21 protein-coding genes are annotated in these 21649 nt (G+C 72.4%); all 21 read right to left on the bottom strand.

Annotated elements, in window-relative coordinates:
• Positions 1-83: 83 nt before the first annotated feature.
• The 21 genes from rpoZ to NQ707_RS08720 all read right to left on the bottom strand — a co-directional run bounded on the left by rpoZ (position 84) and on the right by NQ707_RS08720 (position 21360).
• Complete coding sequence (rpoZ, locus tag NQ707_RS08820) at positions 84-545, bottom strand: DNA-directed RNA polymerase subunit omega (protein WP_058731699.1); 462 nt, start codon at positions 543-545, stop codon at positions 84-86.
• 118 nt (positions 546-663) lie between these two features.
• A complete protein-coding gene (gmk, locus tag NQ707_RS08815; RefSeq protein ID WP_058731700.1) occupies positions 664-1248 on the bottom strand; it encodes a guanylate kinase in 585 nt (194 codons plus the stop codon).
• Positions 1249-1252: 4 nt separating this feature from the next.
• On the bottom strand, positions 1253-1567 hold the full coding sequence (mihF, locus tag NQ707_RS08810) for an integration host factor, actinobacterial type (protein WP_058731701.1): 315 nt from the start codon (positions 1565-1567) through the stop codon (positions 1253-1255).
• A 158-nt stretch (positions 1568-1725) separates the two neighbouring features.
• Positions 1726-2637, bottom strand: coding sequence for an orotidine-5'-phosphate decarboxylase (gene pyrF / locus NQ707_RS08805; protein ID WP_321194495.1), 912 nt, complete (start codon positions 2635-2637; stop codon positions 1726-1728).
• Entirely contained in the window at positions 2634-5957 is a 3324-nt protein-coding gene (gene carB / locus NQ707_RS08800) for a carbamoyl-phosphate synthase large subunit (protein ID WP_404435492.1), read from the bottom strand. Before carB ends, pyrF begins: the two co-directional genes overlap by 4 nt.
• 4 nt (positions 5958-5961) lie before the next feature.
• Entirely contained in the window at positions 5962-7158 is a 1197-nt protein-coding gene (carA, locus tag NQ707_RS08795; RefSeq protein ID WP_058753861.1) for a glutamine-hydrolyzing carbamoyl-phosphate synthase small subunit, read from the bottom strand.
• A gap of 8 nt (positions 7159-7166) precedes the next feature.
• Positions 7167-7748: a hypothetical protein gene (locus tag NQ707_RS08790; protein WP_064725354.1), complete on the bottom strand. Its 582-nt coding sequence runs from the start codon at positions 7746-7748 to the stop codon at positions 7167-7169.
• Positions 7745-9076 (bottom strand): dihydroorotase, encoded by a 1332-nt coding sequence (locus NQ707_RS08785; protein ID WP_058731420.1) that lies wholly within the window; start codon positions 9074-9076, stop codon positions 7745-7747. The genes NQ707_RS08790 and NQ707_RS08785 overlap by 4 nt, the downstream gene beginning before the upstream one ends.
• 19 nt (positions 9077-9095) lie before the next feature.
• Positions 9096-10097 carry an aspartate carbamoyltransferase catalytic subunit gene (locus tag NQ707_RS08780; protein WP_058731421.1) on the bottom strand — a complete coding sequence of 334 codons (1002 nt, stop codon included), beginning with the start codon at positions 10095-10097 and terminating at the stop codon, positions 9096-9098.
• Complete coding sequence (gene pyrR, locus NQ707_RS08775; protein ID WP_404435489.1) at positions 10094-10765, bottom strand: bifunctional pyr operon transcriptional regulator/uracil phosphoribosyltransferase PyrR; 672 nt, start codon at positions 10763-10765, stop codon at positions 10094-10096. The genes NQ707_RS08780 and pyrR overlap by 4 nt, the downstream gene beginning before the upstream one ends.
• A 132-nt stretch (positions 10766-10897) precedes the next feature.
• Entirely contained in the window at positions 10898-11308 is a 411-nt protein-coding gene (gene nusB / locus NQ707_RS08770; protein WP_058731423.1) for a transcription antitermination factor NusB, read from the bottom strand.
• Positions 11305-11868, bottom strand: coding sequence for an elongation factor P (gene efp / locus NQ707_RS08765; protein WP_058731424.1), 564 nt, complete (start codon positions 11866-11868; stop codon positions 11305-11307). Before efp ends, nusB begins: the two co-directional genes overlap by 4 nt.
• A gap of 139 nt (positions 11869-12007) precedes the next feature.
• A complete protein-coding gene (gene aroB, locus NQ707_RS08760; RefSeq protein WP_058731425.1) occupies positions 12008-13123 on the bottom strand; it encodes a 3-dehydroquinate synthase in 1116 nt (371 codons plus the stop codon).
• Positions 13120-13689 carry a shikimate kinase gene (locus tag NQ707_RS08755; protein ID WP_058731426.1) on the bottom strand — a complete coding sequence of 190 codons (570 nt, stop codon included), beginning with the start codon at positions 13687-13689 and terminating at the stop codon, positions 13120-13122. The genes aroB and NQ707_RS08755 overlap by 4 nt, the downstream gene beginning before the upstream one ends.
• Entirely contained in the window at positions 13686-14906 is a 1221-nt protein-coding gene (gene aroC / locus NQ707_RS08750; protein ID WP_061225532.1) for a chorismate synthase, read from the bottom strand. Before aroC ends, NQ707_RS08755 begins: the two co-directional genes overlap by 4 nt.
• A 151-nt stretch (positions 14907-15057) precedes the next feature.
• Positions 15058-16029 carry a shikimate dehydrogenase family protein gene (locus NQ707_RS08745; protein ID WP_404435487.1) on the bottom strand — a complete coding sequence of 324 codons (972 nt, stop codon included), beginning with the start codon at positions 16027-16029 and terminating at the stop codon, positions 15058-15060.
• Entirely contained in the window at positions 16026-17237 is a 1212-nt protein-coding gene (gene mltG / locus NQ707_RS08740) for an endolytic transglycosylase MltG (protein WP_058731429.1), read from the bottom strand. Before mltG ends, NQ707_RS08745 begins: the two co-directional genes overlap by 4 nt.
• On the bottom strand, positions 17234-17797 hold the full coding sequence (gene ruvX / locus NQ707_RS08735) for a Holliday junction resolvase RuvX (protein WP_058731430.1): 564 nt from the start codon (positions 17795-17797) through the stop codon (positions 17234-17236). The genes mltG and ruvX overlap by 4 nt, the downstream gene beginning before the upstream one ends.
• Positions 17798-17828: 31 nt before the next feature.
• Entirely contained in the window at positions 17829-20513 is a 2685-nt protein-coding gene (alaS, locus tag NQ707_RS08730; RefSeq protein WP_404435485.1) for an alanine--tRNA ligase, read from the bottom strand.
• Between the two features lie 2 nt (positions 20514-20515).
• Positions 20516-20968 (bottom strand): hypothetical protein, encoded by a 453-nt coding sequence (locus NQ707_RS08725; protein WP_058731432.1) that lies wholly within the window; start codon positions 20966-20968, stop codon positions 20516-20518.
• Positions 20965-21360, bottom strand: coding sequence for a DUF948 domain-containing protein (locus tag NQ707_RS08720; protein WP_058731433.1), 396 nt, complete (start codon positions 21358-21360; stop codon positions 20965-20967). Before NQ707_RS08720 ends, NQ707_RS08725 begins: the two co-directional genes overlap by 4 nt.
• Positions 21361-21649: the final 289 nt, after the last annotated feature.

Here is a 21649-nt window from a genome sequence, read left to right as displayed (position 1 = left end):
ACGGGCCGCCCCGCCCACCGGTGAGGATGGGAAGGGCGGCCCGTGGCGATCGCGCCGCGGCCCTGGGCGAGCCGCGGCCGGGATCAGGCCTGCTCGCCGGAGGGATCCTCGGCGGCCTGCTCCTGCTCGGCGCTCTGGCTGGTCCGGTCGATGACCTCGGGGGTCTGCCCGGAGCTGAAGTCGACGGAGGCGTCGCCGTTGATCTCGACGTCCTCGGGGAAGAAGTCGGCGCCGAAGAAGTCCGCGGGAGCGTCGTCGTGGACCAGCTGGCCGTTCTCGTTGAACTTCCCGCCCTCGACGTGGTGGGCCTCGATGGTCCCCTCGTCGATCTCGCGCATCGCGATGGACAGGGACTTCTCGTTGATGTCCGTGTCCACCAGCGGCCCGACATGCTCGAACAGGCCCTCCTGCAGCTGGGAGTAGTAGGCGTTGATCTGCCGGGCCCGGCGGGCTCCGAAGATCACCAGGCCGTACTTGGACTCGGCCTTGCCGAGCAGCTCATCCACGGACGGGTCGATGATGCCTTCGTGTTCGGAAAGTGACAAGGGTTTAGCTCCGTTGGTCGGGTGTGGATCGGCCCTGCCGCCGCCTGGTGCGGGGACCGAACGGCCATCATACCGCGTGGTGCGTCGGCAGGGTACCCCCGGGTGCCGGGGGTGCGGCTCAGTCGCGGTGTGCGGCGGGGTCCAGCCCCATGAGGGAGACGATCTCCTCGGCCGCGCGCCGCACCTCGTCGTTGGTCACGGTGACGTCGAACTCCGGCTCCGCGGCCAGCTCCTCCTTGGCGGTCTCCAGGCGCTGGCGCTGCTCCTCCGGGGACTCGGTGCCCCGGCCGCGCAGGCGCCGCACCAGCTCGTCCCAGCTGGGCGGAGCCAGGAAGATCAGCCGGGAGTCCGGCATCGCGTTGCGCACCTGCCGGGCGCCCTGCAGATCGATCTCCAGCAGCACGGGACGACCCGCGGCCAGGGCCTCCTCCACCTTGGCGCGCATCGTGCCGTAGCGGTGGCTGTTGTGCACCGTGGCCCATTCCAGCAGCTGGTCGTGCTCGACCATCGAGTCGAACTCCTCGTCGGAGACGAACCAGTAGTGCACCCCGTCCTGCTCCCCCGGGCGCGGCCCGCGGGTGGTCGCGGAGACCGAGAACCACACCTGGGGGTAGTGGTCTCGGATGTAGGCGGAGACGGTGCCCTTCCCGACGGCGGTGGGACCGGCCAGGACGGTCAGCGTGCGGTGGTTCCCCTCGGACATGGACTCACCCTTCGAGATAGGAGATCAGGCTGTTGCGCTGGTGCGTGCCCAGTCCGCGCAGGCGGCGGCTGGAGGCGATCTTCAGGTCCCGCATGATCGCGCGGGCCCGGACGTCGCCGATGCTGGGGATGGACTTCAGCATGTCCTCGACCCGGATCCGCTCGAGGGCCTCGTCCCCGTCGGCCCGCTCCAGGAACTCGGCCACGGTGATCTCCCTGCGGCGCAGGGCCTGCTTCGCCTCGGCGCGCACCTGCCGGGAGTGCTTGGCCTTCTCCCGGGCGGCCGCGCGCTGCTCGTCGGTGAGGGGTTGCAGAACCATGGAGCCATCCTCTCGTTCGTGGCCTGGGTGGGCCCGCCTCGGTTCGCGGGATCCGGGGTCGGCCGACGACGGGTACGCAGATCAAATTACCGAAAAAGGGCCCGCGGCGACCAATCGTGACGCAGCGGACCCCGGCCGGACCCGCACCCGTCCTCGGCTCAGGAGGGTGCCAGTCCCGCGGCCAGCCGCCGGTTGGTCCCGAGGATCTCCCTGCGCAGCGCCGCGACCTCCGGTCCGTGGCGCAAGATCGCCCGTGAGGAGGAGACGACCAGGCGCCGATCGGTCCCGGCGAACACGCGGGCGAGATCCTCCTCGGTGGCGCCCTGCGCCCCGTAGCCGGGGGCGAGGATCGGGCCGGGGAAGTCCGCCAGGTCGATGCCGAGGCGCGACAGGGACGCGCCCACGGTCGCCCCGATGACCAGCCCGCACGGTCCGGCCAGCTCCCACCCGCCGGCCCCCTCGGGGCCGGGCTCGCGCAGCCGCTCGTTGAGCTCCCGCGCGGCGGCCACGATTCCCCGGGCCACCGAGGCCTCGGGGCCGCCGACGTGCTGCACCGAGGCACCCTCCGGGTTGGAGGTCAGGGCCAGGACGAAGGCGCCGCGTCCGGTCTCGGCGGCCAGGTTCAGGGCCGGGTCCAGGGAGCCGAAGCCCAGGTAGGGGCTGAGCGTGACCCAGTCGGCGGCCAGCGGGGAGCCCTCGCGCAGCCAGGCGTCGGCGTAGGCGGCCATGGTCGAGCCGATGTCCCCGCGCTTGGCGTCGGCGATGAGCTCCAGCCCCGCATCCGCGGCGGCGGTGAGCACCTGCTCGAGGGCGGCCAGGCCCGCCGCGCCGTGGCGCTCGAACAGGGCGACCTGCGGCTTCACGACGGCCGCGGCCCCCGCGGCGGCCTCCACCACGCGCAGGCCGAAGGTCCGGGCCCCGTCGGCGTCATCGGCCAGCCCCCAGTCGCGCAGCAGCCCCGGGTGGGGGTCGATGCCCACGCACAGGGGGCCGTGCTCGGCCATGGCCCGCACCAGCCGGTCACCGGCCTCGCCGCGCGGGCTCCGGGCCGTCACCGGGGCCGCGCTCACGCCCGGTCCCCCTCAGCTGCCGGGGCCTCCTGGGCCCGCTGGGCCAGGGAGGCCTCGTGCTCCTGCAGGCTCAGCACGTCCCAGGAGTGCTCCCGCTGGGCCGCGATGGACTGGATGGAGGCCCCGAACTGGGACAGCGTCGTCATCAGCGGGACCCCGACCGAGGTCGCCGCCGCGCGGATCTCGTAGCCGTCCCCGCGGGCCGAGCCGCCGGAGGGGGTGTTGAAGATCAGGTCGATCTGCCCCTCGCGGATCATGTCCACCACGGAGCGCTCCCCCTCGGCGACGTCGCCGAGCTTGGGCACGACGGTGCAGGGGATCCCGTTGCGCCGCAGCACCTGGGCCGTGCCGCCGGTCGTGACGATCTCGAAGCCGAGGTCCTGGAGCATCTTCACGTAGACGACCGCGGAGCGCTTATCCCGGTTGGCCACGGACACGAAGACCCGGCCCTCGGTGGGCAGCGGGCTGCCCACGGCGGCCTGGCCTTTGGCGAAGGCGGTGTCGAAGTAGGGGTCCAGGCCCATGACCTCGCCGGTGGAGCGCATCTCGGGGGACAGCAGCGCGTCCACCACCACGCCCTCGGGGGTGCGGAAGCGGCTGAAGGGCAGCACGGCCTCCTTGACGGCGATCGCCGTGCCCTCCGGGATGCGGGCCCCGTCCATGTGCGAGGGCAGCACGCCATGCTCGGTCAGCTCGCGGATGCTCCGGCCCACCCCGATCAGCGCGGCGGCCTTGGCCAGCTGCACCCCGGTGGCCTTGGAGACGAAGGGCACGGTGCGCGAGGCGCGCGGATTGGCCTCGATGACGTAGAGGATGTCCGAGGCCACGGCGAACTGGATGTTGATCAGTCCGCGCACCCCGACCCCCTCGGCGATCCCGCGGGTCGCGGCGCAGACCCGGTCGATGACGTCCGGGCCGAGGGTCACCGGCGGCAGGGTGCACGCGGAGTCCCCGGAGTGGATGCCGGCCTCCTCGATGTGCTCCATGACCCCGCCCATGTACAGGTCGGTGCCGTCGAACAGGGCGTCGACGTCGATCTCGATCGCATCCTCGAGGAACTTGTCGATCAGGGCCGGCTGGGACGGGGAGACCTCGGTGGCGTGCTCGAGGTAGGCCGCCAGGCTCGCCTCGTCGTAGACGATCTCCATGCCGCGGCCGCCGAGCACGTAGGAGGGGCGCACCAGCACCGGGTAGCCGATGCCGTCGGCGATGCGCTTGGCCTCGGCGAAGGTGGATGCGGTGCCGTTCTTCGGGGAGATCAGCCCGGCCCGCTCCAGGACCTGGGCGAACTCCCCGCGATCCTCGGCCAGGTCGATGGCGTCGGGGGTGGTCCCCAGGATCGGCACCCCGGCCTCCTGCAGCTGCGCGGCCAGCTTCAGCGGGGTCTGCCCGCCCAGCTGCACGTACACGCCCTTCAGCCCGCCGGTGCGCCGCTCCTCCTCGATGACCTCCAGGACGTCCTCCAGGGTCAGCGGCTCGAAGTACAGGCGGGTGGAGACGTCGTAGTCGGTGGAGACGGTCTCCGGGTTGCAGTTGACCATGACCGTCTCGTAGCCGGCCTCGCGCAGCACCATCGAGGCGTGCACGCAGGAGTAGTCGAACTCGATGCCCTGCCCGATCCGGTTGGGCCCGGAGCCCAGGATCATGATGGACTCCCCCTCGTGCGGGGCGACCTCGTCCTCCTGGTCGTAGGCGGAGTAGTGGTACGGGGTGAAGGCCTCGAACTCGGCCGCGCAGGTGTCCACGGTCTTGAACACCGGGCGGATGCCCAGCGCGTGGCGCACCCCCCGGACCACGTCCTCGCGGGTGTGGGCGATGGCGGCGATCTGGGCGTCGGAGAAGCCGTGGCGCTTGGCCTCGCGCAGGGTGTCCGGGGTCAGGTTCGGATCCGCCCGGACCCGCTCGGCCACCTCATTGAGCAGCTGCAGCTGATCCAGGAACCAGGGGTCGATGCCGGTGGCCTCGTACATCCGCTCCACGCCGGCCCCGGCGGCCAGGGCCCGGCGGACCTGGTGGATCCGCTGGGTGGTGGGGGTGCGGGTGGCCTCCACGAGCTCGTCCAGGGCGTCCCGGTCCGGGGTCTCGGCGGCGAAGTCGAAGGCGCCGTCCTTCTGCTCGAGGGAGCGCATGGCCTTCTGCAGGGCCTCGGTGAAGCTGCGGCCCAGGGCCATGGCCTCGCCCACGGACTTCATGGTGGTGGTCAGGGTGGGGTCCGCGGCCGGGAACTTCTCGAAGGCGAAGCGCGGGACCTTGACCACGACGTAGTCCAGGGTGGGCTCGAAGGAGGCCGGGGTCTTGCGGGTGATGTCGTTGGGGATCTCGTCCAGGGTGTAGCCCAGGGAGAGCTTGGTGGCGATCTTGGCGATCGGGAAGCCGGTGGCCTTGGAGGCCAGGGCCGAGGAGCGGGAGACCCGCGGGTTCATCTCGATGACGACGACGCGCCCGGTGGCGGGATCCACGGCGAACTGGATGTTGCACCCGCCGGTGTCCACCCCGACCTCGCGGATCACGGCGATCGCGACGTCGCGCATCTTCTGGTACTCCCGGTCCGTGAGCGTCAGGGCCGGGGCGACCGTGATGGAGTCCCCGGTGTGCACCCCCACGGGGTCGAAGTTCTCGATCGAGCAGACCACGACGACGTTGTCGTTGCGGTCGCGCATCATCTCCAGCTCGTACTCCTTCCACCCGAGGATGGACTCCTCCAGGAGCACCTCGCTGGTGGGGCTGTACTGGATCCCGGCCCCGGCGATCCGGTGCAGGTCGGCCTCGTCGTAGGCCATCCCGGAGCCCAGCCCGCCCATCGTGAAGGAGGGCCGCACGACCATGGGGTAGCCCAGCCGCTCGGCGGCGGCCAGGGCCTCGTCCATCGAGTGCACGATCTCGGAGCGGGCGGATTCGGCCCCGCAGCGCTCGACCACGCCCTTGAAGGCCTCGCGGTCCTCGCCGAGGTTGATCGCGGCGATGTTCGCCCCGATCAGCTCGACGCCGTAGCGCTCCAGCGCGCCGCGCTCGTCCAGGGCGATCGCGGTGTTCAGGGCGGTCTGTCCGCCCAGGGTCGGCAGGATCGCGTCGGGGCGCTCCTTGGCGATGATCTTCTCGACCGTCTCCGGGGTGATCGGCTCGATGTAGGTCGCGTCGGCGAACTCGGGGTCGGTCATGATCGTGGCCGGGTTGGAGTTGACCAGGATGACGCGGATGCCCTCGTCCTTGAGCACGCGCAGGGCCTGCGTGCCGGAGTAGTCGAACTCCGCGGCCTGCCCGATGACGATGGGACCGGAGCCGATGACCAGGACGGAGTGCAGATCGGTGCGACGGGGCATGGGGTTACTTTCCTGCTTTCTGCGCGGTTGCGGCGGCGGATCCGGCGGCCGGGAGGGAGTCGATGAAGCGGTCGAAGAGGTAGGCGGCGTCGTGCGGTCCGGCGGCGGCCTCGGGGTGGTACTGCACGGAGAAGGCCGGCAGGTCCAGGCAGCGCAGGCCCTCCACGACGTCGTCGTTCAGGCACACGTGGGAGACCTCGACCCGCCCGAACTCCTCCTGCGGGGCGGTGACGGGTCCATCCAGCGGGGCGTCCACCGCGAAGCCGTGGTTCTGGGCGGTGATCTCCACCGTGCCGGTGGCCCGGTCCAGCACGGGCTGGTTGATCCCGCGGTGGCCGAAGGGGAGCTTGTAGGTCCCGAAGCCCAGGGCCCGGCCCAGCAGCTGGTTGCCGAAGCAGATCCCGAAGAACGGGATCTTGGCCCGCAGCACCTCGCGCAGCAGCTGGACCTGCTCATCCGCGGTCTCGGGGTCCCCGGGGCCGTTGGAGAAGAACACCCCGTCCGCCCCGAGCTCGCGGATCCGCTGGAATCCGGTGTCGGCCGGGACGATCACGGTGCGCAGCCCGCGCTCGGCGAAGCGGCGCGGGGTCATGGACTTGATGCCCAGGTCCACCGCGACCACGGTGCCCCGGGGCTCGCCCTCCCAGCCCCACTCCGAGGGCTCGACGATCTGCTCCTCGGTGATGCTGACCTCCTCGGCCAGGCGGCGCCCGAGCATCCCGGCGGAGTCCCGGACCTCGGCCAGCAGCTCGGCGCGGGGTCGATCGGCCTGGTCCCCGGAGAAGATGCCGGCGCGCATCGCGCCGACCTCGCGCAGCCGCCGGGTCAGGGCGCGGGTGTCGATGCCGCGGATGCCGACGATGCCCTGGTCCGTGAGCTCCTCGTCAAGGCTGCGCTGGGAGCGCCAGTTCGAGGGGATGCGGGCGGCTTCGCGCACCGCGTAGCCGGCGACCCAGATGCGCCGGGATTCGGCGTCCTCGTCGTTGACACCCGTGTTGCCGATGTGCGGGGCGGTCTGGATGACGATCTGCCCGGCGTAGGACGGGTCGGTGAGGGTCTCCTGGTAGCCGGTCATCCCGGTGGAGAACACCGCCTCGCCGAGGGTGGAGCCGACGGCGCCGTAGGCGCTGCCCTCCCAGGCGGAGCCGTCCTCCAGGACGAGGACCGCCGGTGTGGGGGCGGGGGTGGCGTGGGTGGTCATGGTGTGTGCTACTTCCTCGAGGTCGCGGCGGTGGTCTGATCGGCGGGGGCGGCTGGTGCCGGCGGGGCGGGCTCGGGCAGGCGGTCCGCGGCGTGCGGGGCGATGGCGCGCAGGGCCTGCAGCAGGGCGGGGGTGTCCGCGGCGCGGCGGGTGCGCAGCCCGGTGTCCACGAGCAGTCCGCCCAGGTCCCAGGTGATCACAGCCAGCCCGTCCTTCTCCACGAACTTCCCGGCCATCCCGGATTCTCGGCGCAGCACCCGGATCGCCTCGGCGGGCACCCACAGGTCCTCGGCGCCGTCGCGCACGATGATCAGGCCCTCGGTCAGGACCAGGGCCTGCCCGTCGGCGCGCGCGCCCAGCCCGTGGACCGCGATCCGATCCAGCCAGTCCCCCGCGCGGGTGGTGCTGACGTACTGGGCGGGGCAGGCGAAGGAGGCCTGCGCCCCGTCGAGGCGCTCGGGCACCGGGGCGGGCCGGGCGATCCCGGACTGCCGGTCCCGGCGGTGGCGCCAGCCCAGTCCGATCAGCCCGAGCACGATCCCGGCCAGCAGCAACGAGGAGAGCAGGGTCAGCAGGTGGTGGAAGGTCATGCGCGCGCCCCCTCAGCCTCCGGGGTGCGGGGGGTCGCCATGCGCCCGTCCAGGACGGTCGGGTGGCCCTCCCAGACGGTGGCCATGACCCGCCCGGGCAGCTCCAGGCCGCGGTAGGGCGAGTTGCGGCCCTTGCTCTGGTGCTCCTCCGGGACGACGATGCGCCGGGCCTGCGGGTCCACCAGCACGAGGTTGGCCGGCTCCCCCACCGCGATCGGACGGCCCTGTCCCGGGATGCGGGCGATACGCGCGGGGTCGGCGGACATGATGCGGGCGACGTCGGCCCAGGTGATCAGCCCGGTGTCCACCAGGGTCTGCTGGACCACGGACAGAGCGGTCTCCAGACCCGTCATGCCCATCGCCGCACACGCCCACTCGCACTCCTTGTCCTGCACCGGGTGCGGGGCATGGTCGGTGCCGATCACGTCGATGGTCCCGTCGGCCACGGCCGCGCGCAGGGCCTGGACGTCCTCGGCAGTGCGCAGCGGGGGGTTGACCTTGTACACGGGGTCGTAGGTGCGGGCCAGCTCGTCGGTGAGCAGCAGGTGGTGCGGGGTGGCCTCGGCCGTGACGGCGATGCCGCGCTGCTTGGCCCAGCGCACGATCTCCACCGAGCCCTTGGTGGACAGGTGGCAGATGTGCACCCGGGAGCCGACGTGCTGGGCGAGCAACACGTCCCGGGCGATGATGGACTCCTCGGCCACCGCGGGCCAGCCGGCCAAGCCGAGCTCCGCGGAGACCGCGCCCTCGTTCATCTGGGCCCCGTCGGTCAGCAGCGGCTCCTGGGCGTGCTGGGCGATCACCCCGTCGAAGGCCTTGACATACTCCAGGGCCCGGCGCATCAGCACCGGGTTGTGTACGCACCTGCCGTCATCGGAGAACATCCGCACCTGCGCCCGGGAGTCCGCCATCGCGCCGATCTCGGACAGGCGCTCACCCTGCAGACCCACGGTCACCGCCCCGACCGGTCGAACCTCGACCCAGCCGGCGTCCTGGCCCAGCCGCTGGACCTGCTCCACGACCCCGGCGGTGTCCGCGACGGGATCGGAGTTGGCCATCGCGCAGACCGCGGTGTAGCCGCCGGCGGCGGCCGCCCGGGTCCCGGTCTGCACGGTCTCGGCGTCCTCCCGGCCGGGTTCGCGCAGGTGGGTGTGCACATCCACCAGCCCGGGCAGCAGCACGAGGCCCTCGGCCTCGATCACCCGGGCGGACTCGGGGGCGGTCAGGTTCTCGCCGAGCTCGGCGATGCGCCCCTCGCGCACCAGCACGTCCACGGTCTGCTCGCCCAGCAGGCGGGCGTCTCGGATGAGGATCGCGGCGTCGGTCATGGTGTCCTTTCCGGTGCCCTCAGGCACGATCGGCCTCCGGGTCCCCGGTGGCCCCGGCGGGGTCCGGGGCGCCGGTGAGCAGGTGGTAGAGCACGGCCATGCGCACGGAGACCCCGTTGGCCACCTGGCGCAGGACCAGGGAGCGCGGGGAGTCCGCGGCGTCGGCGCTGATCTCCAGGCCCCGATTCATCGGCCCCGGGTGCAGGATCGCGGTCTGCGCCCCGCGGGCGCTGAGGCCGGCCAGGCGCTCGGGGCTGAGTCCCCAGAGCCTCGCGTACTCCTCGGAGCTGGGGAAGAAGGCCGCGTGCATGCGCTCGCGCTGAATGCGCAGCAGCATCACGGCGTCCGGGTCCTGGGCCAGGGCCTCGTCGAGGTCGTAGCTGACCCGCACCGGCCAGTCGTCGATGCCCACCGGCAGCAGGGTCGGCGGGGCGACGAGGGTGACCTGCGCGCCCAGGGTGCTCAGCAGCCACACATCGGAGCGGGCCACCCGGGAGTGCAGGATGTCGCCCACGATCACGATGCGCATCCCGGCCAGGTCCGTGCCCTGGGCGCCGGTGGCGGTCAGCTCGGCGCGACGCTGGCGCAGGGTCATCGCATCCAGCAGCGCCTGGGTGGGGTGGGCGTGGGTGCCGTCCCCGGCGTTGACCACCGGGGCCTGGATCCACCCGCTGGTCGCCAGGCGGGCCGGGGCGCCGGAGGCGGGATGGCGGATCACGACGGCGTCGGCGTTGATGGCCTCCAGGGTCTGGGCCGTGTCCTTCAGGGATTCGCCCTTGGACACGGAGGAGCCCTTGGCCGCGAAGTTGATGACGTCGGCGGAGAGCCGCTTCTCCGCGGTCTCGAAGGAGATGCGGGTGCGGGTGGAGTCCTCGAAGAACAGGTTGACCACGGTGCGCCCGCGCAGGGCGGGCAGCTTCTTGACCTCGCGGGAGCCGACCTCCCCCATCCGGTCCGCGGTGTCCAGCAGGGCGATGGCCTGCTCGCGGGTCAGGGAGCGGGTGTCCAGCAGGTGCCTCATGCCCGGGCCTCCCCCGCGCTCGGCGCCGTCTGCGGGCCCGGGCGCGGCGGGGCCGGGTCCAGCAGCACGCAGTCGCTGAGATCCCGCTCGTCCTTCCCGCTCAGCGCGGGGGCGGCGTCGGTCTCGGCGAGGAAGACCCGCACGGATTCGGCGGCGGCGGTGGGCAGGTTCTTGCCCACGTGGTCCGCGCGGATCGGCAGCTGCCGGTGGCCGCGGTCGGCGAGCACGGCCAGGCGCACCAGGGCGGGGCGGCCGTAGTCGGCCAGGGCGTCCAAGGCGGCGCGCACGGTGCGCCCGGAGTACAGGACGTCATCCACGAGAACGACGCGGCGTCCGTCGATCCCCAGGCCCGGCAGGCGGGTGGCTTCGGGGGTGCGGGAGGTGCCGGTGCGCAGGTCATCCCGGTACATGGTCACGTCCAGCTGCCCCAGGGCCGCGGCCGGGTCGAAGCCGGGATCGATGCGGTGCAGGCGCTGGGCCAGGCGCCGGGCCAGCGGATACCCGCGGCGGGGGATGCCGAGCAGCACGAGGTCCTCGGCGCCCTTGTTGGCCTCCAGGATCTCGTGGGCGATCCGGGTCAGGGCCCGGTCGATGTCGGCCGCGTCCAGGATCACCCGGGCTCGCGGCGAGACCCTCGGGGGGTCCTCTCGGTTATGCTGATCGGTCATGGACTCGGCCTCCTTCCCCGCCTCACCGGACGGGAGCTTAAAGGGTGCTCTGCTGGGCTCGAACCTACCACAGGAGCCTGGACGCGCCGAGGCCGCCCGGACGCGATCGGTCCGGGCGGCCTCGGCGGGTGCTCAGGCCAGCAGGGTCGGCTTGACCTTCTGCAGCCGGCCCAGCAGCCCGTTGACGAACCGCGGGGAGTCATCCGTGGAGTGGGTGCGGGCCAGGCCCGCCGCCTCGGAGACGGCGACGGCGTCGGGGACGTCGTCGTTGTACAGCAGCTCCCAGGCCCCGATGCGCAGAATCGCCCGGTCCACGGCCGGCATCCGGTCCAGCGTCCAGCCCTTGGAGTAGGTCTCCAGGGCCTCGGCGATCTCCTCGTCGTGCTCGAGGACCCCGCGCACGATCCGCTCGGAGTAGTCGGAGATCAGGGCCGAGGTGTGGGCGCGGCGCCGACGCAGCACCTCGAGGGTGTCCTCGCCGCGCGAATCGGCTTCGAACAGCACTTCCAGGGCGCGCACGCGCGCCTTCGTCCGGGAGTTCACTCGTTGACGCGGCCCAGGTAGTCGCCGCTGCGGGTGTCGACCTTGACGCGGGTGCCCTGCTCCACGAACAGCGGCACCTGGATCTGCGCGCCGGTCTCCAGGGTCGCGGGCTTGGTGCCGCCGGTGGAGCGGTCGCCCTGCAGGCCGGGCTCGGTGTAGGTGATCTCCAGGACCACCGACGGCGGCAGCTCGATGTACAGCGGCGTGCCCTCGTGGAAGGCCAGCGTGGCGTTCTGGTTCTCCAGCATGTAGTTCGCGGCATCGCCCACGACGGCGGCGGGGACGGTGACCTGGTCGTAGGTCTTGTTGTCCATGAAGACGTAGTCCTCGCCGTCCTGGTACAGGTACTGGTACTCGGAGCGGTCCACCGTGGTGATGTCCACCTTGGCGCCGGCGTTGAAGGTCTTGTCCACGACCTTGCCCGTGTTGACGTTGCGCAGCTTGGTGCGCACGAACGCCCCGCCCTTGCCCGGCTTGACGTGCTGGAACTCGATGACGCCCCAGAGGTTCCCGTCCAGGTTGAGGATGGTCCCGTTCTTGATGTCGTTGGTCGTTGCCACGGACACTCCTTCTCGGTTCGTACTGCTCTCGCCGCATCCGGGGACGCGCGGGAGGGCGCATCCGTGCGGCGGCGGATCAGGTGCCATTGTATCGCCTCCCCGGCCCGCTTCCCCCGTGGCGCGGTCGGCGGGGGCCTCCTCAGGCCTCGGCGATCTCCTGGTAGGTGGCGAACAGCAGGGTCTCGTCCGGGACCTCCATGATCCGCGGGCGGGCGATCCCGTCGAGGACGACGAAGCGCAGCAGATTGCCGCGGGTCTTCTTGTCCCGGTGCATGGCCTCCAGCAGCCGCGCCCAGCGATCCGCCCGGTATCCGGTGGGCAGGCCCAGGGATTCCAGGATCGCGCGGGTGCGCTGCACGACGGCCGGGTCCAGGCTGCCGGCCGCGGCGGACAGCTCCGCGGCGAAGACCATGCCCACCGCGACCGCCGCCCCGTGGCGCCACTGATACCGCTCGGCCAGCTCGATCGCGTGCCCCAGCGTGTGGCCGTAGTTGAGGAACTCCCGCCGCCCGGTCTCGCGCAGGTCCTCGGAGACGATCTCGGCTTTGACCCGCACGGCCCGCTCGATCAGCTCCCGGATCACCGCGGACTGGGAGTCGCGCAGCTGCTGCGGGTGGGCCTCCAGGAGCTCGAGGATCTTCGGGTCGGCGATGAACCCGCACTTGACGACCTCGGCCAGCCCGGTGAGCAGCTCGTTGACGGGCAGGGTGCGCAGGGTGCCCAGGTCGCACAGCACGGCCGCCGGCGGATGGAAGGCCCCGACGAGGTTCTTACCCTCGGCGGTGTTGATCCCGGTCTTCCCGCCCACCGCGGCGTCGACCATGCCCAGCAGCGTCGTGGGCAGGTGCACGACCCGCACCCCGCGCAGCCAGGTCGCGGCGACGAAGCCGGCGAGGTCGGAGACCGCTCCCCCGCCCACCGAGATCACGACGTCGGAGCGGGTGAAGTCGTTCTGCCCGAGCACCTGCCAGCAGAAGGCCGCGACCTGCGCGTGCTTGCCCTCCTCGGCGTCGGGGATCTCCGCGGAGAAGGCCTCGTATCCGGCGGCGCGCAGATCGCTCATGACCAGCTCGCCGGTGGAGCGCAGGGCCCGCGGGTGCACGATCAGGGCCCGGCGCACCCGGGGGCCCAGGATCCCGGGCAGCTCGCGCAGCAGGTCGTGGCCGATGAGCACCTCGTAGCTCTCGCCGGGACGCTGACCGGTCACGGGGATCCGGGTGATCGGCTCGGGTTCGCCGCTGGGCTGGCTGCTCATCGCTGCTCCTTCCCGGCCGCGCGGGCCAGGTGCTCGTGGATCTCATCGGCCAGGGTGACCAGGTCCCGGTGCCCGCGGGCGTCCACGACCAGGTCCGCCAGCCGCTCGTAGGTCTCGTGGCGCTGGGCGTACATCTGCCGCCAGCGCTGCAGGGGGTGTCCGGCCAGCAGCGGCCGGTCCCCCTCCGTCCGGATCCGCTCCGCGACGGTCTGCTCGTCCACCAGCAGGTAGACCACGGTGGTCTCGGCCAGCAGGCGGGCCACCGCCGGGGTCATCGGCGCGCCCCCGCCCACGGAGACGATCGCGCCGACGCTGTCGGGATCCGCGAGGATCTCGCCGATCGCGGCGGCCTCCAGGCGCCGGAAGTGGGCCTCGTCGTGGTGGGCGAAGATCTCCGGGATCGTGCCCTGGGCGGCGACGATGCGCGCGTCGGAGTCGATGAGCCGGTAGCCGTGGCGGGTGCGCAGCGTCTGTCCGACGGCGGATTTGCCGGCGGCCATCGGCCCGATCAGCACGACGGGCCGGGGGTGCACGGCGGCGTCGGGTGCGGTCGGGACCTCGCTCATGCGCGGGGGTCCCGCCCGTCGCCCACGGTGCGCAGGGAGGCCGGGATCGCGGCCAGGTAGGCGTCCTTGTTGCACGCGGTCTCCGCGATGGAGTCCCCGCCGAACTTCTCCAGGTACGCGTCGGCCAGCACCAGGGCGGTCATGGCCTCCGCGACGACCCCGGCGGCCGGCACGGCGGCGACGTCGGAGCGCTGGTGGTGGGCCCGGGTGGGTTCGCCCGTGGTGGTGTCCACGGTGCGCAGGGCCTTGGGCACGGTCGCGATCGGCTTCATCGCCGCGCGCACCCGCAGCAAGTCCCCGATGCTCATCCCGCCTTCGATGCCCCCGGCCCGGTTGGAGGTCCGGTGCGCGGCGCCCTCGGCGTCCGGGACGATCTCGTCGTGGGCGGCGGAGCCGCGCCGGGCGGCGGTGCGGAAGCCGTCGCCGACCTCGACCCCCTTGATCGCCTGGATGCCCATCAGCGCTCCGGCCAGGCGCGCGTCCAGGCGCCGGTCCCAGTGCACGTAGGAGCCCAGCCCGGGCACCAGCCCGTAGGCCAGGACCTCGACGATGCCGCCGAGGGTCTCCCCGTCCTTGTGCGCGGCGTCGACCTCCCGGACCATCGCCTCGGAGGTCTGCGGGTCGGCACAGCGCAGGGGATCCGCGTCCAGGGTCGGCGTGTCCGCCGGCACCGGGGCCGGGTGGCCCTCCGGCAGACTCACCCCGCCCAGGGCGACGGTGTGGCTGACCAGCTGCGCGCCGAGGCTGTCCAGGATCTGCGCGGCGACCACGCCCAGGGCCACGCGGGTCGCGGTCTCGCGCGCGGAGGCCCGCTCCAGCACCGGGCGGGCCTCGTCGAAGCCGTATTTCTGCATGCCGGTGAGATCGGCGTGGCCGGGCCGGGGACGGGTCAGGGGCGCGTTGCGGGCCCTGCCCTCCAGCACCGCCGGGTTAACGGGGTCCGCGGACATGACCTCGGTCCACTTGGGCCACTCGGTGTTGGCGATCTCCACGGCCACGGGCCCGCCCTGGGTCAGCCCATGGCGCACGCCGCCGAGGATGCGGACCCGGTCCTCCTCGAACTTCATCCGCGCCCCGCGCCCGTAGCCCAGACGGCGCCGGGCCAAGGCCTCGCGCAGCTGCCCGGTGGTCAGCTCCACGCCGGCGGGCACCCCCTCGATGATGCCGACGAGCGCCTCGCCGTGGGATTCTCCTGCGGTCAGCCAGCGTAGGGTCACCTGGTCACGTTCCTTCGTCTCGTCTCGGCGAACCCGCCCGGCCGTGCATGGGGCACGGTGCCGGGCGGCGTCATCGGGGGTCGTCCCATTCTCCGCGGGCGCGGGCTCCGGCCGCAAGCGCCTGCCGGTGCGGGTCCTCTCGGTGCGGCGCTCACCCGTCCTCGGAGGGCGCGGTCTCGGTCAGCCCATCCAGAGTATGCACCGGCACGGGCTCCCGGACGGGAGCGGGCAGCCCGATCGCCGCAGCCATGGCCTCCAGGACGGTCTGCTGGTGCGGAAGCGGGCGGTCCAGGGGCAGGCCGAGGAACAGCTTGACCTGGTCCACCGCCTGGTGCAGCAGCATGTGCGCCCCGGAGGCCACCCGCGCCCCCCGCTGCTGCGCGCGCTCGGCCAGGACGGAGGGCCAGGGATCGTAGGAGACGTCCAGCAGGCGCAGCCCGGACAGGTCCCCGCTCAGCCGCCGGGCGTGCGGGTCGAAGGCGCGGGCCGGCAGGGTGCACACGGCCGTGCCGATCCCGTCCAGCTCCGCCGGGCAGTGTTCCAGGGGACGCATCCGCAGCCGCAGCCCGAGCCGCTCGGCCGCCGCGCGCAGCTCGCGGGTGCGGGAGGCGTCGCGCACGTACACGAAGGTCTCCTCCCAGCCCATCAGCCGCAGCGCGGCCGCGGCGGCCGTCGCGGTCCCGCCGCCGCCGATGACGGCCGCGGGGGCGACCGGTTCCGGGTCAGCGGGCCCGAGGTCGCGCAGGGCGTTGACGATGCCGGCGACGTCGGTGTTGTGCCCGAGCAGGCCCCGGGCCGCCCCGTCGGCGCCCCGCGACGCGGCCGCGACCGTGTTGACCACCCCGACGGCGCGGGCGAACGGGGTCAGCGCGGAGACCGCCCGGGCCGCATCGGCCTTCAGGGGCATGGTCACGGAGTAGCCGCGCCAGCCGGGCTCGGCCGCGGCGGCCAGCCGGGCCCCCAGCTCGGACCGAGGCGTCTCGAGACGCCGGTACCGCACGGCTGCGCCGAGCTCGCGGTAGGCGGCCGCATGCAGGTCCGGGGAGAGGCTGTGCCCGACCGGACTGCCCAGCACCGCCGCCCATGCGGCTGGGTCCGGTTCCTTCGGGGGCTCCGGGCTCACGAGCACTTGCCCTCGTGATCCGAGCACCAGCTCTGGTACTCCTCCACGTTCTTCTGATGCTCCGCGTAGGTCTTGGCGAACTTGGTCTCGCCGGTGTCCAGGTTGACCGTGACCCAGTAGTAGTAGTCGTTCTTCTGGGGGTTCTGCGCGGCCTGGATGGCCTTCAGTCCCGGCGAGCCGATGGGCCCCTCGGGCAGGCCCTTGTTGGCGAAGGTGTTGTACTTGTTGGAGGCGTCCTGCTTCTGCTCCGCGGTGATCTGGTAGGTCTTCTCCCCCAGCCCGTAGGCCACGGTCGCGTCGGACTGCAGGTACCCGTTGGTCTCCCCGCCGGGGTTGTCGATGCGGTTGTGGATCGCCCCGGCCACGGCGCGGTAGTCCTGCGGGGTGGCCTCGAACTCGAGGATCGAGGCGATGGTCAGCACGTCGAAGGTGTGCTGGTCCCCGGTGACCCCGGCGCTCTTCAGATCCGCTTTGGTCTTATCCACCATCTCGCGGATGATGTCCTCGGCGGTCGCGTCGGTCTTGAAGCGATACTCCCCCGGGTGCAGGTAGCCCTCGAGGGAGGGGAACTGCGAGGGGATGCCGAACTTCGCCGGGTCCTTGTCCAGCTGCTCGAATTCCGAGACGGGGATGCCGGTGCCGTCGGCGAGGGCCTTGAAGGCCTCGTCCTTGCGCAGGGTCTGGTTGATCGCGACGTAGTGCACCGCTTCCCCACCGGTGCCCAGCAGGGCGTCCACGGCGGCCTCGGAGCTCATCCGCTCCTGCAGCTGGAAGGTGCCGGGCTGGATGAAGGAGCCGTCGGACTTCTCCTCGTAGACGTCCACGAAGCGGCCCGCGTCGGCCACCACGCCCTTGTCCTCCAGGCCCTGGGCGATCTGCTGGTTGGTCTCCCCGGAGCTGACGGTGAAGGTCACGGCCGTGCCGTTGCCGTCCCCGTCGTAGTCCTTGGCCTGGAACAATCCGAGCTTGGGCCCCACGATCGCCCCGGAGACCACCAGGGCCAGGACGAAGACCAGCACCGCGGCCACCAGGGACTGCTGGCGCCGTTTCCGGCGTCGCCGGGCCTGCTCCGGAGTGATGTCCTCGTCCTCCACCCGCAGCCCGAGGACCCCATCGCGTCGGTCCGCGTCGCTGGGCGCGAGGATGTCGTGCAACCCGGCCTCGTCCTCGGACGAGGTGGGGCGTCGGCGTGTCGAGTCGTCGCTCACGCGGGATCTCCGTTCTGCTCGGGCCTCGGCTCCGAGGTCGGATCGAGGTGCTGGGACCGGGCGTCCTCGCGCGGCACGGTGGGCGCTTCCACACGATACCCGGCCACGGCGCGATCGGCCTTCAGGGCGTCCAGGCTCTGCTGCAGGATGGCCACGGCCGCGACCTGGTCCACCATCGTCTTGAACCGGCGGGAGGAGACCCCCGCCTCGTGCAGGGACCGCTGGGCCGAGACGGTGCTCAGCCGCTCATCGACCAACCAGACGGGGATCTCGCGTCCCTCGGCGGCAAGCTCCGCCACCAGGCCGGAGGCGTAGTCCTCGGCCATCTGGGTGGAGGCCGAGGAGCCCCCCGACAGGGTGCGAGGCAGCCCGACGTAGACCTCGGCGACCTCGTGGATCTCCAGCAGGCGGCGCAGTACCCGCCGATCGGAATCCGTGTTGAGGTTGCGCTTGAGGGTCTTCAACGGGGTCGCGAGGATGCCGTCCGGATCGGACAGCGCCAGGCCGACGCGGGCGTTGCCCACGTCGACGCCCATCCGCACGCCTCGGCTGAATCCCATTCCCGTGTCCTCCCGGCCCGTGGTGCGGCGGCTACTTCGCCGCGGTCGCGATCTGGCCGGCGACGGCCTCCAGGGCCTCGGCGATCTTGGCCGGGTTCTGACCGCCGCCCTGGGCCAGATCATCCTTGCCGCCGCCCCCGCCGCCGAGGATCCCGGCGGCGGTGCGCACCAGCTGACCGGCCTTGATCCCGGCGTCGCGGGCGCCCTGGTTGGTGGCCACGACGATCACGGGATGGCCCTTGGCCTCGGCGGCCACCGCCACCACGGCCGGGTCCTCCCCGAGCCGGTGGCGCAGATCCGTGGCCAGGCCCCGGGCGTCGTCGGCGGGGATCTGCCCGGCGTCGTGGGTGAGCACGCGGATCCCGGAGATCAGCTCGGCGGACTCGGTGAGCTTGCCGGCCTCGGCCTGCAGCTTCTCCCGGCGCAGCTTCTCCAGCTCCTTCTCCGCGGACTTCAGCTTCTCCAGGGTCTGACCGATGCGCTCGGGCAGCTCGGCGGAGGACTGGACCCGCATCAGGGAGGTGAGCTGGTTGACGAGGGTGCGCTCGGCGGCCAGGTGGTTGAAGGAGTCCAGGCCCACCAGGGCCTCCACGCGCCGGTTCCCGGAGCCCACGGAGGCCTCCGAGAGCAGGGACAGGGAGCCGATCTCCGCGGAGGACCCGACGTGGGTTCCCCCACACAGCTCGCGGGAGAAGTCCCCGTTGATCTCCACCACGCGCACGATGTCCCCGTACTTCTCCCCGAACAGGCTCATCGCGCCCATGGCCTTGGCCTCGGCCAGCGGCATCTCGCGGGTGATGACCTCGTAGTTGTCGCGGATCGCGGTGTTGGAGACCTCCTCGACCTCCGCCTGCACGGATTCGGACAGCCCCTCGTTCCACGCGAAGTCGAAGCGCAGGTAGCCCTCCTTGTTGAAGGAGCCGCGCTGCACGGCCTCGGGGCCCAGCACCCGGTGCAGGGCCGCGTGCACGATGTGCGTGCCGGAGTGGGCTTTCTCGGCGTCCTTGCGCCGCTGCACGTCCACCTGGGCGACCGCCGCGGCACCCGCGGGGACCTCGCCCTCGGTGACGACGCCGCGGTGAACGCTCAGGCCCTTGACCGGCTGCTGCACGTCCTTGACGCGGATCGAGAAGCCGTTGCCGGAGATCGTGCCGGTGTCGGCGGCCTGACCGCCGGCCTCGGCGTAGAACGGGGTCTCATCCAGCACCAGGTCGATCTCCTGCCCGGCCGAGGCGGCCGGAACGGTGGCCCCGCCGACCAGGATCGCGCGGATCGCGGATTCGGTGCGCAGCTGGGTGTAGCCGGTGAACACGGAGCCGCGCTCGTCGGCCAGCTGGCGCAGCACGTGCAGGTCCGCGTGCCCGCCCTTCTTGGCCCGGGCATCGGCCTGGGCGCGGTGACGCTGCTCCTCCATGAGCTCGCGGAAGGAGGCCTCATCCACCGAGACCCCGGCCTCGGCGGCCATCTCCAGGGTCAGGTCGATGGGGAAGCCGTAGGTGTCATGCAGGGTGAAGGCGTCCTCGCCGGTCACGGCGTGGCCTTCGGCCTTGGCCGCGGTGACGGCCTCGTTGAGCCGGCTGGTCCCGGACTCGATGGTGCGCAGGAACGCCTTCTCCTCGGCGTAGGCGACCCGGGAGATGCGCTCGAAGTCCCGCTCGACCTCGGGGAACGCGCCCTTCATGGCGTCGCGGGAGGCCGGCAGCAGCACGGGCAGGCAGGCCTCGGTGACCCCGAGCAGGCGCATCGCGCGGATGGAGCGGCGCAGCAGGCGGCGCAGGATGTAGCCGCGGCCCTCGTTGGAGGGGGTCACCCCGTCGCTGATCAGCATGAGGGAGGAGCGGACGTGGTCGGCGACCACGCGCATGCGCACGTCGTCCTCGTAGCCGGGGTCCTTCGCGGACTCCGAGCCGGAGTAGCGCTTGCCGGACAGCTCGGCCGCGGCGTCCAGGACGGGGCGGACCTGGTCGGTCTCGTAGAAGTTCTCCACGCCCTGCAGGAGCATGGCCAGGCGCTCCACGCCCAGGCCGGTGTCGATGTTCTTCTTCGGCAGCTCCCCGAGGATCTCGAAGTCGTCCTTGCCGATGCCCTCGCCGCGCTGGAACTGCATGAACACGAGGTTCCAGATCTCGATGTAGCGGTCGTCGTCGGCCGCCGGCCCGCCCTCCTTGCCGTAGGCGGGGCCGCGGTCGTAGAAGATCTCGGAGTCCGGGCCGGCGGGGCCGGGCTGGCCGGTGGACCAGTAGTTCTCCTTCATGTCCATCCGCTGCACCCGCTCCGCGGGCACCCCGACCTCGCGGGTCCACAGGTCGTAGGCCTCCTGGTCTCCCTCGTAGACGGTGACCCACAGCCGCTCCGGGTCCAGGCCGTAGCCGCCCTCGGAGACCGGGGAGGTCAGCAGGTTCCAGGCCCACGGGATCACCTCGGCCTTGAAGTAGTCGCCGAAGGAGAAGTTCCCGGCCATCTGGAAGAAGGTGCCGTGCCGGGCGGTCTTGCCGACCTCCTCGATGTCCAGGGTGCGGATGCACTTCTGCACGGAGACCGCGCGGGAGTACGGGGCGGTCTCCTGGCCGAGGAAGTAGGGGATGAACGGGACCATGCCGGCGATGGTGAACATCGAGCCGGGCGCGTTGGAGACCAGCGAGGCCGAGGGGACCACGGTGTGGCCTCGTTCGGCGAAGTAGTCGGTCCAGCGCTGGGAGATTTCCTGGGAGAGCATGCTCAGCGGTCGTCCTTCTCGGTGGGGCTCGTGGTGGTCTCGGCGTCGTGGGCCTGCGGGGGCGGCGCGGCGCTGACGTCTCGGGGTGCGATGTGCTGCGGCGGCTGCGGCGGCAGGGGCCGGTCCCAGCTGTCCAGGGAGCCGGGGCGCAGGTCCCGCTGCTGGGCCGCGTAGCGGCGGTTCAGCTCGGATTCCTTCTCCGCCATGCCCTGCTTCACGGTCGCGGCGAAGCGCACGGCCTTCAGGGCCCCGGCGCGCAACGGGGCGGCGGCGGAGGAGCTCCAGAAGCGGGCCATGGCGTTTCCTCCCGGGCTCGGGGTCTGCTCGGACAGCGCGGAGGGCCCGCGCAGCACCAGCTCGCGTCCGGTGCGCACGACGGCGGGGCCGCGGCGGGCCGCGAAGTATCCCGCGGCCGCACCGGCCAGAGTCAGTGCGGCCTTGGACCAGAAGCTCATGCGCTCTCCTCCGTGGGGCCTGCGGGATCGGCGGCCTGGGTCTCGCCGTCGCGGCCGCGGAAGGCCTTGCGCACGCCATAGGAGAAGGAGGCGACCTTGATCAGGGGCTGGCCGACCGTGGAGGCGACCAGGCTGGACAGGGCGGAGACGTTCGCGGAGGCGTCGGAGACGTTGTCGGTGATCCCGTCCACCTTCTCCAGCTGGGTGTTGGTGGTGGCCACCGTGCGGGTGACCTCGTCGATCAGCGGGCCGGTGCCCTCGTTGAGCTGGCGCACGGTCACGCGCAACTCATCGAAGACCCGTCCGAGCTTGACGATGGGCAGGGCCAGCAGGGCCACCAGCACGGCGAAGACGCCGGCGGCGATGAGCCCCGCGATCGATCCGACCGTCATGTGCGCAACCGTCTCCTCGCAGGTGGTGGTCAAAGGTGTGCTGCGGCGGTCCGGGCAGGACCGCCGGGTCCCGGCGTCGTGACCGAACCGTGACCGTTTCCAGCCTAGGTTATCAGCAGGTCCGACGCGCTCCCCCGGTCCTCGGCACGGGGCGGGAACGGGGACGGGGGCCCCGCCGGGCGGGGGGGGGGGGGGGGGGGGGGGGGGGGGGGGGGGGGCGCCGCGGGGGGGGGGGGGGGGCCGCCCCCCCCGGGCGGGGGGGGGGGGGGCCGGGGGTGACCCCCCCGGC

The sequence above is a fragment of the Rothia sp. BD8 genome (assembly GCF_044878465.1).
GTDB lineage: Bacteria > Actinomycetota > Actinomycetes > Actinomycetales > Micrococcaceae > Rothia > Rothia kristinae.
This window is presented reverse-complemented; position numbering and strand designations above follow the sequence as displayed.

What these genes read in the sequence shown, in the direction of transcription:
- gmk (WP_058731700.1), bottom strand. Translation starts at nt 1,248, where the DNA reads ATGTCCGAGGGGAACCACCGCACGCTGACCGTCCTGGCCGGTCCCACC.
- mihF (WP_058731701.1), bottom strand. Translation starts at nt 1,567, where the DNA reads ATGGTTCTGCAACCCCTCACCGACGAGCAGCGCGCGGCCGCCCGGGAG.
- carB (WP_404435492.1), bottom strand. Translation starts at nt 5,957, where the DNA reads ATGCCCCGTCGCACCGATCTGCACTCCGTCCTGGTCATCGGCTCCGGT.
- carA (WP_058753861.1), bottom strand. Translation starts at nt 7,158, where the DNA reads ATGACCACCCACGCCACCCCCGCCCCCACACCGGCGGTCCTCGTCCTG.
- NQ707_RS08790 (WP_064725354.1), bottom strand. Translation starts at nt 7,748, where the DNA reads ATGACCTTCCACCACCTGCTGACCCTGCTCTCCTCGTTGCTGCTGGCC.
- NQ707_RS08785 (WP_058731420.1), bottom strand. Translation starts at nt 9,076, where the DNA reads ATGACCGACGCCGCGATCCTCATCCGAGACGCCCGCCTGCTGGGCGAG.
- NQ707_RS08780 (WP_058731421.1), bottom strand. Translation starts at nt 10,097, where the DNA reads ATGAGGCACCTGCTGGACACCCGCTCCCTGACCCGCGAGCAGGCCATC.
- pyrR (WP_404435489.1), bottom strand. Translation starts at nt 10,765, where the DNA reads ATGACCGATCAGCATAACCGAGAGGACCCCCCGAGGGTCTCGCCGCGA.
- aroB (WP_058731425.1), bottom strand. Translation starts at nt 13,123, where the DNA reads ATGAGCAGCCAGCCCAGCGGCGAACCCGAGCCGATCACCCGGATCCCC.
- NQ707_RS08755 (WP_058731426.1), bottom strand. Translation starts at nt 13,689, where the DNA reads ATGAGCGAGGTCCCGACCGCACCCGACGCCGCCGTGCACCCCCGGCCC.
- ruvX (WP_058731430.1), bottom strand. Translation starts at nt 17,797, where the DNA reads ATGGGATTCAGCCGAGGCGTGCGGATGGGCGTCGACGTGGGCAACGCC.
- alaS (WP_404435485.1), bottom strand. Translation starts at nt 20,513, where the DNA reads ATGCTCTCCCAGGAAATCTCCCAGCGCTGGACCGACTACTTCGCCGAA.
- NQ707_RS08725 (WP_058731432.1), bottom strand. Translation starts at nt 20,968, where the DNA reads ATGAGCTTCTGGTCCAAGGCCGCACTGACTCTGGCCGGTGCGGCCGCG.
- NQ707_RS08720 (WP_058731433.1), bottom strand. Translation starts at nt 21,360, where the DNA reads ATGACGGTCGGATCGATCGCGGGGCTCATCGCCGCCGGCGTCTTCGCC.